This window comes from Streptomyces sp. NPDC056161, assembly GCF_042268025.1.
GTDB lineage: Bacteria > Actinomycetota > Actinomycetes > Streptomycetales > Streptomycetaceae > Streptomyces.
In genome coordinates, this window is sequence record NZ_JBHJUV010000084.1 from 1 (window position 1) to 15901 (window position 15901).

The 15901-nt window shown below is 71.2% G+C and carries 13 protein-coding genes; 8 read left to right on the top strand and 5 right to left on the bottom strand.

Features of this window, described 5'->3' with window-relative positions; translation table 11 throughout:
* Positions 1–109 precede the first annotated feature (109 nt).
* The gene (locus ACFC09_RS42355; RefSeq protein ID WP_376537861.1) at positions 110–496 is read left to right on the top strand and encodes a hypothetical protein; all 387 of its coding nucleotides are present in this window, start codon (positions 110–112) and stop codon (positions 494–496) included.
* Positions 497–572: 76 nt separating this feature from the next.
* On the opposite strand, the gene ACFC09_RS42360 is transcribed toward ACFC09_RS42355, so the two are convergent.
* Positions 573–1334, bottom strand: coding sequence for an SDR family oxidoreductase (locus tag ACFC09_RS42360; protein WP_376537863.1), 762 nt, complete (start codon positions 1332–1334; stop codon positions 573–575).
* Positions 1335–1549: 215 nt separating this feature from the next.
* Between ACFC09_RS42360 and ACFC09_RS42365 the strand changes: the two genes are divergently transcribed.
* Positions 1550–2473, top strand: coding sequence for a helix-turn-helix transcriptional regulator (locus ACFC09_RS42365; RefSeq protein WP_376537865.1), 924 nt, complete (start codon positions 1550–1552; stop codon positions 2471–2473).
* A 64-nt stretch (positions 2474–2537) separates the two neighbouring features.
* Positions 2538–2813 carry a helix-turn-helix domain-containing protein gene (locus ACFC09_RS42370; protein WP_376537867.1) on the top strand — a complete coding sequence of 92 codons (276 nt, stop codon included), beginning with the start codon at positions 2538–2540 and terminating at the stop codon, positions 2811–2813.
* 156 nt (positions 2814–2969) lie between these two features.
* On the opposite strand, the gene ACFC09_RS42375 is transcribed toward ACFC09_RS42370, so the two are convergent.
* Positions 2970–3701: a TioE family transcriptional regulator gene (locus ACFC09_RS42375; RefSeq protein WP_376537869.1), complete on the bottom strand. Its 732-nt coding sequence runs from the start codon at positions 3699–3701 to the stop codon at positions 2970–2972.
* Positions 3702–3770: 69 nt separating this feature from the next.
* On the opposite strand from ACFC09_RS42375, the gene ACFC09_RS42380 reads away from it, so the two are divergent.
* Positions 3771–4976: an erythromycin esterase family protein gene (locus ACFC09_RS42380; RefSeq protein ID WP_376537871.1), complete on the top strand. Its 1206-nt coding sequence runs from the start codon at positions 3771–3773 to the stop codon at positions 4974–4976.
* A 196-nt stretch (positions 4977–5172) separates the two neighbouring features.
* Here the strand turns inward: ACFC09_RS42380 and ACFC09_RS42385 are convergent, their stop codons facing one another.
* Positions 5173–6366 (bottom strand): helix-turn-helix domain-containing protein, encoded by a 1194-nt coding sequence (locus ACFC09_RS42385; RefSeq protein ID WP_376537872.1) that lies wholly within the window; start codon positions 6364–6366, stop codon positions 5173–5175.
* Positions 6367–6490: 124 nt separating this feature from the next.
* Between ACFC09_RS42385 and ACFC09_RS42390 the strand changes: the two genes are divergently transcribed.
* Genes ACFC09_RS42390 through ACFC09_RS42405 form a run of 4 tightly spaced genes read left to right on the top strand, consistent with a single transcriptional unit; the run spans position 6491 to position 13715 of the window.
* The gene (locus tag ACFC09_RS42390) at positions 6491–7099 is read left to right on the top strand and encodes a toll/interleukin-1 receptor domain-containing protein (RefSeq protein ID WP_376537874.1); all 609 of its coding nucleotides are present in this window, start codon (positions 6491–6493) and stop codon (positions 7097–7099) included.
* Positions 7100–7109: 10 nt separating this feature from the next.
* Positions 7110–9335, top strand: coding sequence for a PQQ-binding-like beta-propeller repeat protein (locus ACFC09_RS42395; RefSeq protein ID WP_376537876.1), 2226 nt, complete (start codon positions 7110–7112; stop codon positions 9333–9335).
* A gap of 16 nt (positions 9336–9351) precedes the next feature.
* Positions 9352–9783, top strand: a complete 432-nt coding sequence (locus ACFC09_RS42400) for a hypothetical protein (protein WP_376537878.1) — start codon at positions 9352–9354, stop codon at positions 9781–9783.
* The gene (locus tag ACFC09_RS42405; protein WP_376537880.1) at positions 9780–13715 is read left to right on the top strand and encodes a hypothetical protein; all 3936 of its coding nucleotides are present in this window, start codon (positions 9780–9782) and stop codon (positions 13713–13715) included. The genes ACFC09_RS42400 and ACFC09_RS42405 overlap by 4 nt, the downstream gene beginning before the upstream one ends.
* A gap of 29 nt (positions 13716–13744) precedes the next feature.
* On the opposite strand, the gene ACFC09_RS42410 is transcribed toward ACFC09_RS42405, so the two are convergent.
* The gene (locus ACFC09_RS42410; RefSeq protein WP_376537882.1) at positions 13745–14536 is read right to left on the bottom strand and encodes an ABC transporter permease; all 792 of its coding nucleotides are present in this window, start codon (positions 14534–14536) and stop codon (positions 13745–13747) included.
* Positions 14533–15534, bottom strand: a complete 1002-nt coding sequence (locus ACFC09_RS42415; RefSeq protein WP_376537884.1) for an ATP-binding cassette domain-containing protein — start codon at positions 15532–15534, stop codon at positions 14533–14535. The genes ACFC09_RS42410 and ACFC09_RS42415 overlap by 4 nt, the downstream gene beginning before the upstream one ends.
* Positions 15535–15901 lie beyond the last annotated feature (367 nt).

Genomic DNA, 15901 nt, shown 5'->3' on the forward strand with positions numbered 1-15901 from the left:
GGGGCGACCCGGCCGACGGAGCCGGCGGCGTTGTGCGTCGGCGCCCGGATCCTTCCTCGGGAGGGGTCCCGCGCCCGGCGGGTTAGGAAAGACGAGCCAGAATCCGCCTTTGAAACAGGAGGTCCAACAGATGACTACCGGTATGCGCCGGCGGGCCGCGACGACAACCGCCGTGACGCTGACCATGGCGGGCGCACTCGGGTTCGCTCTGCTGACGCCGGCCGCGTCTGCCGCCAACGGGCCCTGCTACGACGGGCGATGCAAGATCACTGTGTCGGCGCCCAAAACCATCACGGTCGACCGCCGCAAGTTCGGGTTCGGGGATGTGAAGATCACGAGCGTGAGCTCCCGATCCGTGAGGATGTCGGCCGCCGGTGGGAGCCTGGGCGGCAGCACCAGCCCGGGTGGCACCGTCAAGTTCAACAACCTGAAGATCTGGGTGAAGTCGGTCTCCGGCAGGAAGGCCAACCTCCGACTGTTCCCCACACGGCACTGAGCCTGTCGTGGAACCCCGGCGCGTTCGACTCGCGTCGGGGTTCACCGTTGCGAGCAAGGTAGTTCGGCGAACGGCGTCAGCCTTGGCGGCCGGGGAGCATGGCCAGGGCCTTGGCGCGCTGGGCGACGAGGTCGGCGTAGGTGCCGTCGCGCTCGGCCCAGCGGTGCATGAGGACCTGCTCGACGAGGATCTCGTCAGGGGTCGGGTCCTGTGCGAGGAGCTGTGTGACCTCGGTGGCGAAATCGTCGAGCGGCAGTGCGTGCGGGTTCACCTTCTCCTGTCCTGCCGTGGCGACGGCCGGGGGGACGAGTTCGACGACATGGACACCGGTGCCGTCGAGCTGCGCGCGCAGTGCCTCGGAGTAGGCGTGCACCGCGGCTTTCGAGGCGGCGTAGGTGGGCATGGGCGGGAACGGCAGGAAGGCGATGCCCGAGGTGACGGTGATGAAGGTGCCCGCGCCGCGTTCGATCAGGTGCGGGGTGAAGGCGTCGACGACCCTGATGGTGCCGACCAGGTTGGTGTCGATCGTCGTCCGTGCCGCCTCGAAGTGCGCGGGGTCGCGCAGGTCCTCCAGCAGCATGACGCCGGACATCGTCACCACGGTGTCCAGGCCGGGGTACTGGGCGAGCACGGCGTCGCGGGCACGTGTGACGGAGACACCGTCGGTGACGTCGATGGCGAACGTGCCGAAACCTTCTCCGGCGAGTTCCGAGAGCGCCTTTGGGCTGCGACCGCCGACGGCCACGGTGCTGCCCGCCGCGGCGAACCGGCGGGCCAGCTCTCGCCCGATGCCCGAGGTCCCGCCGACGATGAGAACGGTGCGGTTGGAGAGATCCACGAGATCTTCCCTTCAGTCCAGGGCGCCGACGGCGTTCAGGTCGGCGGCCCTTCCAGTGATCTTCGCCGTCCTTCTCGAACAGCGAAGCTCGCCGTCCCTCTCGAACAGCGATGCCGCGAGTCTTGACGGTATTCGCCGGGTGTGGCAGGGCTCCCGTCTTCCCTGGTCCTGCCAGGGCCCCCGCTGAGACGTGTGCACCGCATTACGGTGTCGCTATGAAGGATGAGGAATCGGACAACCGGCTCGGCAGCTACCTTCGCGCCCGACGTGAGCTGGTCTCCCCGGCACAGGCAGGTATCCCGCCCGGCGGCATCCGCCGCGTTCCCGGCCTGCGCCGTGAGGAGGTCGCCCTGCTCGCCGGAATCAGCGCGGACTACTATCTGCGCCTGGAGCGGGGCCGCGACAAGAACCCCTCGCCCCAGGTCCTCGAATCTCTCGCGCGTGTCCTGCGTCTCGACGACATCGAGCGGACGTATCTGCTCGGCCTCGCGGCAGTCCGCCCGAGGACTCCACGCCGCAGGCGGCCCGAGCACGTACCGGCACGGGTGCACCAGCTCCTCGCCCACCTCCAGATCCCAGCGTTCGTCGAAGGACGCGCCTTCGACGTGCTGGCGTCCAACCCGATGGCCGTCGCGCTCTCCCCTCGTCTGCGGCCCGGCCAGAACCGGCTGCGTTCCCTCCTCCTCGATCCCGAGGAACAGGTCTTCCAGCAGGACTGGACGAAAGCCACCGCCGACTTCGTCGCCGCCCTGCGCACCAGCATCGGAGACGACACCGACAATCCCCGGTTCGTCGAACTCGTCGGGGAGCTCGCACTGTCCAGCCAACGGTTCCGCACCCTGTGGGCCCGGCACGACGTCCGCAACCTCGACGGAGGCACCACCACCGTCCGCCACCCCGTCGTCGGCGAGCTGCGGCTGCACCGCGACAAACTCCCGATCGACGATGTCATCCTCGTCGTCTACTACCCCGACAAGGACGGCGACAGCGACGAGAAACTGCACCTCCTCGCCGCACTCTCGCACCCCGAACCCACCGAACCGACTGAACCCACCGAACCGACTGAGCCCACCGAACCGACTGAGCCCACTGAGCCCACCGAATCCACAGAGCCTCGCGGGCGGAACCTACGGCGTTGAACGGCACGCCTGCTCCTCGCCTCGCGCCAGATCCAATACTTATACCGGTATTAGTATCACAGTCATGGTGAGGACTCCTTTGACTCCATGGGAACGGGAACGCGGCGAGCGGTTCGGCTCGCTGCTACGTCAGGCACGGGGCGGCCGGAGCATGGCGGAGGTGGCCGTCGCGGCAGGAGTGTCCGCCGAGACCCTGCGCAAGATCGAAACCGGCAGGGCCCCGACCCCGTCCTTCTTCACCATCGCGGCCCTGGCCTCGGCGCTGCACGTGTCTTTGGACGAGTTGGCGGCCGCGTGCGCGCACGACCCGGATCGGCAGGAACCGGCGCTCTCGGCCTGAGCAGCGGCCCCGCCGCCGGCCGGGCGTCGAATGCCGCTCGGCGCGAACAGGCCCGATGTCCGGGCGGACGCTATCCGAGCGGACGATGTCCGGACGGGGGTGGCATCCGAGCGGGTGGCGTTCGGGCGGGCGTCGTTGGGGCAGGCTGGTGCAGCCTTATCCGCGCTCGCGGAGATACGCCTCCAGTTCGGCGGCCCCGGTCAGCATCGCCCGTCCACGGGCGGACAACCGAGCGCGCCAGTCGTACAGCGCGGCCTCCAGCGGCTCCAGCCCGCCCGCCGCCCGCACCTGGGCGATCAGCGGCGCGATCTGCTCCAGCGGCTGGCCGCCCCGCCTGAGCTGGTGGGTCAGCCGGGCGTCCCGTACGTCGGCCTCGTCGTAGACGCGGTATCCGGTCCGTGGGTCGCGGCGCGGGCTCACCAGCCCGGCGCGTTCCCATTTGCGCAGCGTCGCGGGCCGGATGCCGAGCTTCCCCGCCAGCGGCCCGATGAACGTGCCGTCGGGCCCGGACTCCACACTCGGCTCGGCCGCCGTGGCGGGTTCCAGGTCGCGCAGGGCGCTCTCCACGGCCTGGAGGGTCCGGCGGTCGTCGAGCAGTTGGGCGTGGCTCTCGTCGATGAGGTGGAACGCCTCGTCGACCGCGCCCCGGTGCACGGCGCGCATGATCTCCGTCGCCGTCCGGTGGCCGTGGCCGGGCACCAGCGCGAGAAACGCGCTCAGGGCCTTTGCGTGCAGCGGGGTGTAGGTGCGGTAGCCGTGCTGCGTGCGACCGGCGGACGGAAGGATGCCGGCCTCCTCGTAGTTCCTGACCGCCTGGGTGGACAGACCGTGCCCGCGCGCGAGATCGACCGGCCTGAGCCGCTCACCACTTTGAAGGTTTCGCCCCATGAAAACGACAATATTGCAGCTACATCGCGCCGAAGTTTCCACCGAAGGTTCAACGATACCGTTGAAGGCATGGCTACTGACATCGAGGACTTCGCCCATCCTGTCGAGGCTGCCGCCGTCATGGGGCTGCTCCCGGCCCGGCCACGCCTGCTCGCCCTGGGCGAGCCCACCCACGGCGAGGACACCCTGCTCGACCTGCGCAACGAACTGTTCCGGCAACTCGTCGAGCAGGAGGGCTACCGCACGATCGCGATCGAGAGCGACTGCATGACGGGCCTGGTCGTGGACGACCACGTCACCTCGGGCACGGGCACCCTCGACGAGGTCATGGAGCACGGATTCAGCCACGGCTGGGGCACCTTCCCGGCCAACCGTGAACTCGTGCGCTGGATGCGCGCCCACAACGAGGGCCGGCCCGCATCCGAATGGGTCCGCTTCGCCGGTTTCGACGGTCCACTGGAGATCACCGGCGCCGCGAGCCCCCGGCAGTCCCTCACCGCACTCCACGGCTACCTCTCGGCCCGGGTGGACGCGGACCTGCTCCCCTGCACCGCGGAAACACTCGACCGCCTGCTCGACACCGACGACCGGTGGACCGACCCCGCCGCGATGTCGGACCCGGCCCAGTCCGCGGGGCGGTCGGCCGAGGCCAGGGAGCTGCGGCTGCTCGCCGACGATCTGGTGGCGCTGCTCGACGGGCAGACGCCCCACCTGCTCGCGGCGACCTCACGGGACGACCTGGACCGGGCGCACCTGTACGGACGTACCGCCACCGGGCTGCTGCGCTACCACTACTGGATGGCCGACACCTCACCGGCCCGCATGACACGGCTGTGCGCGCTGCGGGACCAGATGATGGCCCACAACCTCCTCGCCGTCGCCGCTCGGGGCCCGGCGCTCGTCCACGCCCACAACTCCCACCTCCAACGGGGGAAGAGCACGATGCGGATGTGGCAGGGACCGGTGGAGTGGTGGAGCGCCGGTGCGCTGGCGAGCACCCGACTCGGCACGGAGTACGCCTTCGTGGCCACGGCCCTCGGCACGATCCGGCACCAGGGGGTGGACACTCCGCCCCCGGACACCGTCGAAGGACTGCTGTACGCGCTCCCGGAGAACCGCTGCGTCATCGACGCCCAGCGGCTGGCCACCGCCCTCGGCGACACGCCGCCCGCGGCCCGCGTATCCCCCTGGTTCGGCTACTCCCCGCTCGACCCGGCCCACCTGGCGGACAGCGACGGCATCGTGTTCGTCAAGGACGTCGCGAAGCATCAGTAGTGCCCGGTCGGGCTCGCTCTCCGGTGGAGTGTCTCCTTGCGGTCGTCACGGAGACACGGCAGCGATCCGACTGGGCCCGGAAGGACGCGGCGGACTCGACTACGTGCCGACACGGCAACGGCCGCCTTCGCGCGCACCGCGAAACCGCGCCGGCGTATCGAGCACGACCCAGGCCCTACTGGATCTGTCCGTACTGTCAGCCGAGCGCGAGGGCAGCAGCTGCGTCGATGAGGGCGAGTTGGCCCGGACCGGTTCTGCGGGTCCGGGCCTGTGCCACGAAACGGCCCAGCTCCGCGCGGACGGTGGCCGAGTCGATGCGCTTGATCACGGGCAGCGTGGCCTCGACGATCTGACAGGCGTCGTCGAGGCGGCCGACACCGGCCAGGGCCGTCGCCTGCCGAACCGCGAAGCGGGCCTGGGAGTTGCTGTCCGCCGGGACGGCCGGCCGGCGCCGGCGCTCGGCCGCGAAAAGGTCGGCGGCCGGCTCGAAGCGACGGAGGCTGAGCATGCAGGACGCCTCGATGAGCCGAGGGTTGCCGTTCTCGATGCGTGGGCCCCAGTGAGGGGTCCGGTCGCCGATGACCTCGGCAGCATGGCTGCTGAACCGCTCCAGCGCCTCCCGGCAGGCCCCGGCGTCGCCACGGCGCGCATACCCCTGGGCCGCGCGCCGCGCGGCGTGCGCGCGGATCACCGGATTGGCCGCCGGGTGCCCGGCCGCCTGGTCGGCGAATCCGATCGCCGCATCGGTGTCGCCGCGGTGCTGGGCGATGAACGCCTTGCGGACCAGGGCATACGCGGCCACCGTCTCGTCCCCGCCGTGTGCGCCCCAGCGGACCGCGAGATGCGTCCAGCGCAACGCCTCCGCGGGATTTCCCGCCTCTTGTGCCATCCACCCCGTGTACTCGGCGAACCTGGAGGCCAGCAGCCAGATCTCGGCACGCTGCTCGCCCACGGCGTGCGGACCGGCGTCCGTCAGGATCCGCGTGATCGACTTCATCGACGCGGTGACGAACCTCGGTCCGGTGGATCTGCCGATGTCCTTCAGCTCCCGCAGGACCCGCTCGTATCCGGCGACCACGGGGCCGGCCTCGACGACGGCCTCGGCCCGAGCGCCGCGGCGGCCGGCCCCGGCCAGCTCGACGAGTTGCCCGCCGGTGCCGAAGGCCGCGTCGCACGCCGCCGCCACAGCGGGCGTCGGGTTGCGCACCCCGCTCTCCAGGTTGCAGATCTGCCCTTCGGACACGTTCGCACGCCGGGCGAACTCGCGCACGCTCCACCCCCGACGCGCCCGGAGTGTCGCCAGGACGACGCCGAAGTCGCCCGGCGGCAGATGCGTGCTGGTCGATCTCCCTGCCGCGACTGTCCCTGACGCGCTGTCCGCTGGGTCCATACCGGCCAGCGTACGGAGCCTTGCGGCCGCTATTCAATCCCCGGCGAATAGCCACCGAGCGTGTACTCCGCCCCTAGGGTGAGCACGATCCCTGACGTCAAGGCTTGCCAGAGAGGGGGCAATTGTGCCGCGCATCTTCCTCAGCTTTCGCAAACCGGACTCCCGGTGGATGCGGGACCGCGTCTACCGCGCGCTGTCCGACCGCTTGGGTGCCGACGAGATCTTCAAGTCGGGCCAGTCGATACCGCCCGGGGCTGATTTCGCCGAGATCCTGCGGCGGCAGGCCGCCGAGTGCGAGCTCATGTGCGTACTGATCGGGCCAGGGTGGCTCGACACGCGGGGCGAGGACGGTGTGCGGCTCCTGGACCGGGCTCACGACTGGGTCCGCCTGGAGATCGCGACAGCGCTGCGGGCGGGAAACCGGGTCGTCCCGGTCCTTCTGGGTGACGCGACGATGCTGCCCGACGCCGCGGCACTGCCGGCCGAGATCGCGCAGCTGGCGCGCCTCCAGTTCCTCCGCGTTCCGGAGACCCATCTGCCGGACGGGCTGGAGCACTTGGGCGACGCGGTGGCCGCTCTCCTGTCCGATACCGATCCCGACCCCGCTGTCGAACCCGGGCACGGCACGGTGCCGGCCGCCGATCCGGAGCCGTCGGTGACCATGACGGCCCATGTGTCCGGCGGCGGCAGCGCCTACCAGGCGGCCCGTGACCAGACGATCAGGCTGGCGTGAGGGGCGGACGATGGATCATCCCGGAGCAGACGGTGCTCATCGGATCGGGCCGTATGCGCTGCTCGGAAAGCAGAGCACGGTCGGCGCGGGCGAAGTCTTCGCGGCCCGCACGGACGAGGGGCGACTCGTCACGGTCACGGTCGTGGGGCCCGAACTCGCCGCGGACCCGGGGTTCCGGGACCGGTTCCGGGCCGCCGTCGAGGCGGCACGGACGCTGACCGGTGCCTTCCTCGTACCGGTGGTGGACGCCGACGCCGACGCGCCGGTTCCTTGGCTGGCGACCGAGTTCACCGCCGGACTGCTGCTCCGGCAGGCGGTGGACCGGCACGGCCCGCTGTCCGAACCGGCTCTGCGGGTGCTCGCCGACGGCCTCGCCCAGGCGCTGGCCGCACTCCACGCGGCCGGGACGGTCCACGGCGAGGTGAGCCCGGACTCGGTGCTGCTGACCATGGACGGGCCCCGCATCACCGCCCTGGGGATCGCGGGAGCCACCGGCAGCCCGGCACCCTCACCGACGGACGACATGGTCGACCTCGGGTCGACCGTGCTGTTCGCGGCTTCCGGAGGCGAGCCGGACACGGACGCCCTCCCCGTGTCGCTGCGCGAGGTGATCGGCGGCTGCCTGTACCCGGAACCGCGGGACCGCCCCACCGCGGAGCAACTCGTCGACTACCTGAGGCGTCAGGACCTGCCGGCCCCAAGGGGCAGTTGGCTGCCGCCGGCGGTGACCGCCGACATGGCCGCCGCGGCCGCGGCGATGGGATCGGTGTCCGCCGGGGGCGGCGGCCGGGGCCCGTTCCGTCCGCCGCCGGTGATCGCTGCCGGCCCGGGTGTCAGCCGCCGGAAGCTGATCCTCGGTCTGGCCGGGGGTGTGGCCGTACTCGGCGGAGCCGCGGCGGCACTCGCGTTTTCCGGCGACTCGTCGCCGGCACCCGACGGCCGGGCCGGCGGGCCCGGGTCCACTGCGCGGCCGGCCTCTCCGTCAGGCGCGCGCTCCACGTCGGCCTCCTCCGCGTCGCCGTCCTCGACGGACGGGCCGGAATCGATCGTGCTGGCCGGCCCCGACGCCGCCAAGGCGTGGTCAGGTGCCGGAAAGCACGCCCCCACCTGCCTGGAAGCGTCCGACAAGGTGGTCATGGTGGTCACGGACACTGCCACGTCCTTCCTGGACGCCGCGACCGGAAAATCCGTGTTCCCCCAGCTGAACACGCGCAACAGCTTCGGCACGACCAGCGACAAGTACCCGACGGCGTACGCGGACGGAGTGTTCTACCTGCTCTGCGACACACCGAGTCAGTCAGGCCTGCTGGCGGCGTTCGACGCCGCCAGCGGGAAGGTGAAGTGGGCGACCAAGATGGCCGACGTCGAGCCCGGCGGCGGCACGCATGCGGCGATGTACCTGAGCAACTATGTGGCCGTCGCCGGGAACACGGTGTACGTGTGCGGGCAGTTGCTCCAGACGTCCGGGTCGTTCTCGGCCAAGTCTCCGACCACCGGCTACATCCGTGCGTTCGACGCCGCGACCGGCAAGGGACTCTGGCGGGTCAAGGGCACGGACATCAACAACGTGCTCGTGCCGCCCTCCGGTTCGAACCTGCTGGCCACCTCGGCCGTTCCGGGCAGGAAACCCGGCCGCGTCCAGATGATCGACGCCGGCAGGAGAGGCGCCCGCGGCTGGAAGGTATCCGTCCCGCACGCCGCGTACTACTTCACCTCCGGCTGGCCGCTGACGTGCTACGCCGCCGGGCTGTTCCTGTTCGCCGGCGGCAACGGCGACACGCTGTTCGCCGTCGACGCGGCCACCGGCAGCGAGAAGTGGCATCAGCGCTTCGACGCGAAGAACGGGGACCAGGTCGAGATCGGCGCCCCGTTCTCCAGTCTGGACGGCGCGACCGTCTACGTACCGGTCGGCAGCGACCTGGCCGCCCTGGCCGCGGCCGACGGCACGCTCCAGTGGGTCGCGACGCTCGACGGGGCGAACGACACGGGTGGTTCCAACATGTTCAACGCCTCTCTCAGGATCTCCGGCAAGAGCGCGCAGTGTTCGGCCGACACCGTCTTCGCCACCGACAGCGCCAAGACGCTGTGGGCGATCGACGCGGCCACCGGCAGGGCCCGGTGGAAATACAGCGACCCCGGACAGCCGGACGTGGGGTTCCTGTGGACGGTGGGCGGCGACCACGTGTTCATCGCCTCCCACCTGACAGTGACCGCGATCGCGGCCCACGGGCGGTAAGGGACAAGGAGAAGACATGGAGACGAGTGTGGAACTCGCCGGCCTGGCATCGGCGGCCGCGGCGCGCCTGATCGATCTGCTGGCGACGGACGGCTGGGCCGCGGTCAAGTCCTCGGTCCTGTCGCTGTGGCGGTCCGCGCACCCGGAGCGCGTCGAGGAGGAACTCACCGATGCGCGCGGCGAGTTGCTCCAGGCCCAGCAGACGGGCGACGACCAGGAACTCCAGGCGCTGCTGGTCGCCGAGTGGCAGGCCCGCATCATCCGGCTGATGGCCACGCGACCGGACGCCGTCGACGAGCTGCGCGCGCTGTTCGGCGAGGAACCGCGCGCTGCCGGGGCCCCAGAACAGCAGATCACGGGCTCGATGACGCTGGAGGCACACGTATCCGGCGGTGACGCGTTCCTGGCCGGCCGGGACATGACCGTGACCAGAGGCGGACAGGAGTGACGGAACGCAGTACCGGTGCCTCGTCCCCCGACGGGCTGTCCCCCGACGAGCCGCCACCCAACGAGCCGCCCCCCGACGGGCCGCCCCGCTGGCAGCCCAAACGACAGGAGGCGAGCGCGACCGGCGGCGGCAGCGTCTTCCAGGCCGGGCGCGACCTCCACGTTCGCCTCGGCGACGAGGGGCGCAGAACCGTGCCCGGCCCCGGCGCCGACCAAGTGCTGTGCCCGTACCCGGGCTTGGCCCCGTTCGGCGCGCGGCACAAGCAGTGGTTCTACGGCCGTGAGCGCATGGTGCACCTCGTGTGCGAGCGGATGGACGCCCGGATGCGTGAGGGCGGCCCGCTGGTGCTGATCGGCCCCTCGGGGGCCGGGAAGTCGTCCCTGCTCGCGGCCGGGGTACTGCCCGCCCTGGACGACGGCCGGCTTCCGGTGGCGGGGTCGAGCACCTGGCCGCGCCTGCTGCTGACCCCGACGGCATCCCCGGCCCTGGCACTGGCGGCCGCCGCCGGGCTCGACGCCGAGACCGCCCGGCGCACGGCACCGGCGTGGCGGGCCGATCCCGCACGGTGCCTCGCCGAGCTGCGCGAGATCACCGGAGCCGGCGATCCGGCGCCCACCGGGGAGTCCCCGTCCGCGGGCCTGGTCGTCGTGGTCGACCAGTTCGAGGAGACCTTCACGGCCTGCGGCGACGAGACCGAACGGCAGTGGCTCATCGACGTGCTCGACCGTCTGGCCCGGCCCACGGGCGGCGCGGTCGTGGTGCTGGGAGTGCGCGCGGACTTCTATGCCGCGTGCGCGGCCCATCCGCAGCTCCGGGCGGCGCTCCGGGCCGGGCCGGTCCTGCTGGAGCCGATGACGGAGGACGAACTCAAGGACGCGATCCGCCGCCCGGCCGGCAACGTGGGACTCGACGTCGAGGACGGCCTGGTCGAGCTGCTGCTGACGGACCTGGGCGCGGTCGGGGGACCGGTCGGTACGAGCACCACCGGCCGGCTGCCGCTGCTCGCACACGCGCTGCGGGCCACCTGGCAGCAGCGCCACGGCCACACGCTCACCGTGGACGGATACCGCGTCACCGGCGGCATCCAGGGCGCCATCGCCACCACGGCGAACAGGCTCTACGACACCCTGCCGCCGCCCTGCCACGAGGCCGCGCGGTGGGTGTTCCTGCGGCTCGTCATCGTGGGACGCGACGCCGACGACAGCCGCAGGCGCGTCCGGTACGACGAACTGCTGCGGCACGCGCCGGACCGGGAAGCGGCCGTCAGAGTCCTGGACGCCTTCACCCGTGGCCGGCTGCTGACCCGGGACCAGGACACGGTGGTGATGACACATGAGGTGCTCATCCGCGCCTGGCCCCGGCTGCGGAACTGGATCGAGCACGACCGCAACGGGAACCTCGTACGACAGGATCTGGAAGAGGCGGCCGCGCTCTGGGAGCAGGCCGACCGGGAGGCAGCGGCGCTGTACCGCGGCAACCGCCTGGAGGCCGCCCTCGCCTGGGCCGAGACGCACGGGCCGGAACTCAGCGGCGCCGCTCGGGCATTCCTGGCAGCCGCCCGCCACCACCAGCGGCGCGGGCAACGGCTGCGGCGCGGCGCGGTCGCCGCCATCACCGCCCTGGCCGTGGTCGCCTCGCTGGCCGCGGTGTTCGCCTTCCGGCAGGAGGCCAACGCCCGGGACGCCACCACCGATGCCCTGCACGCCCGCGACCAGGCCATCAATGCCGCCGTCACCTCCGCGTCCGTGCAACTGGCGCCGACCGATCCCTCACTGTCCGCTCAACTCGCGCTGACCGCCTACCGCATGGACCCGACCGAGGAGGCGGCGTCCCGGCTCATCTCGACCGAGAACACGCCGCTGGACACCCGGCTGCCCGGTCCGCGCGACTGGGTGTCCACCGTGGCCTACAGCCCCGACGGGCACATGCTGGCGGCCGGGAACCTCAGCCAGAACCTCGTCCGGCTCTGGGACGTCTCCGATCCCGGCCGTCCGGTGGCGCTGGGCCGACCCGTGCCGGTGGACCGTTCCGTCAACTCGATCCGGTCGCTCGCCTTCAGCCCGGACGGCCGGGTGCTGGCCGTCGGCGGCCACACCAGCCACAACGGCGACGCCGGTTCCGGCGGATTCGTCGATCTGTGGAGCCTGACCAGTCCCAGCCACCCGGTCCTGCTCGGCCGGCTGAAGAGTCCCGCTGTTCAGGGCTTGGACGCCGCGAACGCCATCGAATCGCTGGCGTTCAGTCCCGACGGCCGTACCCTGGCCGCCGGCTGGCACGCCGGACTCGTCAGTCTGTGGAACGTCAGCCGCCCCGACGACGTCGACCCCGCGGGAGCGCCCCTGGACCTCGACTGCCCCGACACCTTCTCCCAGCGCATCGCGTTCAGCCCCACCGGGCACACCCTGGCCGCCGCATGCGCCGACGACGCCGGCACCATCAGCCTGTGGGACACGACCGACCCGGGCCACCCCGGCCGCGGCCGTTCCCTGAAGGCCGGGCATCTCGTCAACGTCCTGGCGTTCAGCCCCGACAGCCGTACCCTGGCCGCCGGATCCGAAGACAGCAAGGTCCACCTGTGGAAGGTCGCGGACCCCGGCCGCCCCGCCCCCCTGGGCAAACCGCTGACGGGTGCCGCCCAGCCCGTGATGTCGGTGGCGTTCAGCCCGGACGGGCACACCCTGGCGGCCGGCAGCGCCGACCACACCATCCAGCTGTGGAACGTCACCCGCCCCGGGGCCATCGTCCCGCTGGGCCGGCCGCTGACCGGTCCCGGCGACGCGGTGACCGCCGTGGTGTTCAGCCCCGACAGCCGCACTCTCGCGGCCGGGAACACCGACGGCAACGTCGATCTGTGGAACCTGCCGCCGACCCGGATCACCGGCGCCGGCGGCAATGTGGCATCCGTGGCGTTCAGCCCCGACGGGCGCACCCTGGCCGCCGGAAACCAGAACAACACCGTCTCGCTGTGGAACACCGCCGACCCCGACCACCCCGCTCCCCGCGGTGATCCGCTCACCGGCCCGAAGGACCCGGTCGACGCCGTGGTGTTCAGCCCGGACGGGCGCACCCTGGCCGCAGGCGACAGCGGCGGCAAGGTCACGTTGTGGAACACCGCCGACCCCAGCCATCCCGTTCGCCTCCCTGAGACCCTCACCGGGGCGAACGGGCTGATCTTCTCCCTGGCGTTCAGCCCCGACGGCCACACCCTGGCCGCGGCCGGCGACGACGGGCTGGGCAGCATCGCCCTCTGGGACGTCAGGGATCCCGCGCACCCCGTCGCCCAGCCCGGCATCTCCAATGACCACACGAGGTCCGTCGAGTCCCTGGCGTTCAGCCGCGACGGATCGATGCTGGCTGCCGGCGGCGACAGCAGCAACGGCGAGGTCGGCCTGTGGAGTACGACGGACCCCGGGGTCCGCGTCGGGGAGCCGATCGACCAGCCGACGGCCACCAGCACCTGGGTGGCGTTCAGCCCGGACGGCCGCACGCTCGCCACCGGGAACAGCCGCGGCACCGTCACCCTCTGGAATGCCACCGACCCCAACCACCTCACGCGCAGGGGCAGTCCCCTGACCGTTCCCGGCGGCAGCCTGTGGTCGGTGGCGTTCAGCCCGGACGGGCACACCCTCGCGGCGGCCGGCCACACCGACAACGGCACCATCAACCTGTGGAACGTCACCGATCCCGACCACCCCACCGCCATCGGCCGCCCATTGACCGTGGAGACCGGATTCGTCGCCGTTCTGGCGTTCAGCCCGGACGGTCACACCCTGGCCGCCACCACCGACGACGGCGTGGCCACGCTCTGGGACCTGGACGTCGAGTCCGCCATCAGCCGTATCTGCGCCGGGAGCTCCGGCGCCCTGAGCCGGCAGCAATGGAGCCGGTACGTTCTCCGACTGCCGTACGACCCGCCCTGTGTGACCACCTAGTGTCCTGCCGGGGCCGGTCGTGTTCGCGGCTATTTCGGGTCGCGGGTGAAGAGTGACTTGGACCAGGTGTAGCCGAGGGCGGTCAGGCCGACGCACCAGGCGATGGTGAGCCAGCCGTTGTTGCCGATGGGGGTGGAGAGGAGGAGCCCGCGGAGGGTTTCGATGGCGGGGGTGAACGGCTGGTACTCGGCGATCGGCTGGAACCAGCCCGGCATCGCGTCGACCGGTACGAACGCGCTGGACAGGAGGGGCAGGACCATCAGCGGCAGGGCGTTGTTGCTGGCGGCCTCGGGGTTGGGGCTGGACAGGCCCAGTCCGACCGCGGTCCAGGTGAGTGCGAGGGAGACCACGGCGACCAGAGCGAGGGCGGCCAGCCATTCCAGGGGGGTGGCGTCGGTGGCCCGGAAGCCGATGGCCACCGCGACGGCGCCGACGAGGACCACGCTCATCATGCACTGGAGCACGCTGCCGACGACATGCCCGATCAGTACGGACCCACGGTGGATCGCCATCGTGCGGAAGCGGGCGATGATGCCCTCGGTCATGTCCATCGCGACGGAGACGGCGCTGCCGATCGCGGAGAAGGCGATGGTGAGCATCAGGATGCCGGGCACGAGGTAGGCGAGGTAGGCGGAGCGGTCCGCTGTGCCGTGCCCGATACCGGCGCTCATCACGTCGCCGAAGACGTAGACGAACAGCAGGAGGAGCATGACGGGGGTGAGCAGCAGGTTCAGTGTCAAGGAGGGGTAGCGGCGCGCATGCAGCAGGTTGCGGCGCAGCATGGTGGCCGAGTCGCGGACGGCGAGGGCGGGGGTGCTCATCGGGCATTCTCCTGGGGCTGGTGGGGGATGGGGGTGGTGGTGTTGGTGGTGGTGGTGGTGAGGGCGAAGAAGACGTCGTCGAGGTCGGGGGTGTGGACGGTGAGTTCGTCGGCTTCGATGCCGGCTGTGTCGAGTTGGTCGAGGATGGTGCGCAGTTGGCGTTGGCTGCCGTCGCTGGGGATCTGGAGGGTCAGTGCGTCGTTGTTGCTGGTGGCGTCGGGGAGTGCGGTGGCGGCGTTGTGGTGGGTGGTGGGGTGGGTGAAGCGGAGTCGTATGTGTCCGCCGGGGATGAGGCGTTTGAGTTGGTCGGGGGTGCCTTCGGCGGCGATTCGGCCGTTGTTCAGTACGGCGATGCGGTCGGCGAGTTCGTCGGCTTCGTCGAGGTATTGGGTGGTGAGGAGGATGGTGGCGCCGTCGGAGACGAGTTGGCGGATGATCTGCCACATGGTGTGGCGGGAGCGGGGGTCGAGGCCGGTGGTGGGTTCGTCGAGGAAGATGATGCGGGGGCTGTTGACGAGGGTCATGGCGAGGTCGAGGCGGCGTTTCATGCCGCCGGAGTAGGTGGAGGCGGGTTTCTTCGCGGCTTCCGTCAGGTCGAAGCGTTGTAGGAGTTCGGTGGTGATCCGTCGTCCCTCGGCTTTGGGGAGGTGGTGCAGGTCGGCCATGAGGAGCATGTTCTCTTCGCCGGTGATGAGGCCGTCGACGGCGGAGAACTGTCCGGTGACGCCGATGGCGGCTCGTGCGGCCTGGGGTTCGGTGGTGAGGTTGTGGCCGGCGACCTGGGCCTGGCCGTCGTCGGCGGTGATGAGTGTGGAGAGGATCTTGATGGTGGTGGTCTTGCCGGCGCCGTTGGGTCCGAGCAGTGCGCATACGGACCCGGCCGGGATGCGCAGGTCGATGCCGTCGAGGACGGTCTTGTCGCCGTACGACTTGCGCAGGGCGACGGCGGAGACGGCGGCCGGTGACGGGTGACCGTCGCGCTGCCTGGATGTGGGCATGACAGAAGAAGGCATGGAACCCTCCCATTCGAAGACTGAAGCAACTGAGTTACTGAAGTGGCGCAAATAGCCTGGGGGTCAAGCGAGTTGGGGTCGGTTCTTCCGGCGAGGGACCTTGGCGCGGCGGATGTCGATGGTGCCGTGCGGGGGTACGGGCGCGGAGATGGACGGTGTCCTGGATCTTCCCGTGGATCCCGGCGGCGACCGGCCTGTCGCACACCTGCCCCGAGTCTGGACCGACGTCGAGCCGCAGGTGTGTCGACGTCGAGCCGCAGGTGTGGCGTCCTCGCCCATGCCGCGCCCCCCGGCTCGCCGCGCGTGGTGGCGAGGGCGATGACCGGGCCGCGGGGCACCGGGCCGTAGGGCA

Excerpts from the sequence above, each read along its gene's own strand:
- ACFC09_RS42365 (WP_376537865.1), top strand. The coding sequence starts at position 1,550 with ATGAAGGATGAGGAATCGGACAACCGGCTCGGCAGCTACCTTCGCGCC.
- ACFC09_RS42370 (WP_376537867.1), top strand. The coding sequence starts at position 2,538 with ATGGTGAGGACTCCTTTGACTCCATGGGAACGGGAACGCGGCGAGCGG.
- ACFC09_RS42375 (WP_376537869.1), bottom strand. The coding sequence starts at position 3,701 with ATGGGGCGAAACCTTCAAAGTGGTGAGCGGCTCAGGCCGGTCGATCTC.
- ACFC09_RS42380 (WP_376537871.1), top strand. The coding sequence starts at position 3,771 with ATGGCTACTGACATCGAGGACTTCGCCCATCCTGTCGAGGCTGCCGCC.
- ACFC09_RS42385 (WP_376537872.1), bottom strand. The coding sequence starts at position 6,366 with ATGGACCCAGCGGACAGCGCGTCAGGGACAGTCGCGGCAGGGAGATCG.
- ACFC09_RS42395 (WP_376537876.1), top strand. The coding sequence starts at position 7,110 with ATGGATCATCCCGGAGCAGACGGTGCTCATCGGATCGGGCCGTATGCG.
- ACFC09_RS42400 (WP_376537878.1), top strand. The coding sequence starts at position 9,352 with ATGGAGACGAGTGTGGAACTCGCCGGCCTGGCATCGGCGGCCGCGGCG.
- ACFC09_RS42410 (WP_376537882.1), bottom strand. The coding sequence starts at position 14,536 with ATGAGCACCCCCGCCCTCGCCGTCCGCGACTCGGCCACCATGCTGCGC.
- ACFC09_RS42415 (WP_376537884.1), bottom strand. The coding sequence starts at position 15,534 with ATGCCCACATCCAGGCAGCGCGACGGTCACCCGTCACCGGCCGCCGTC.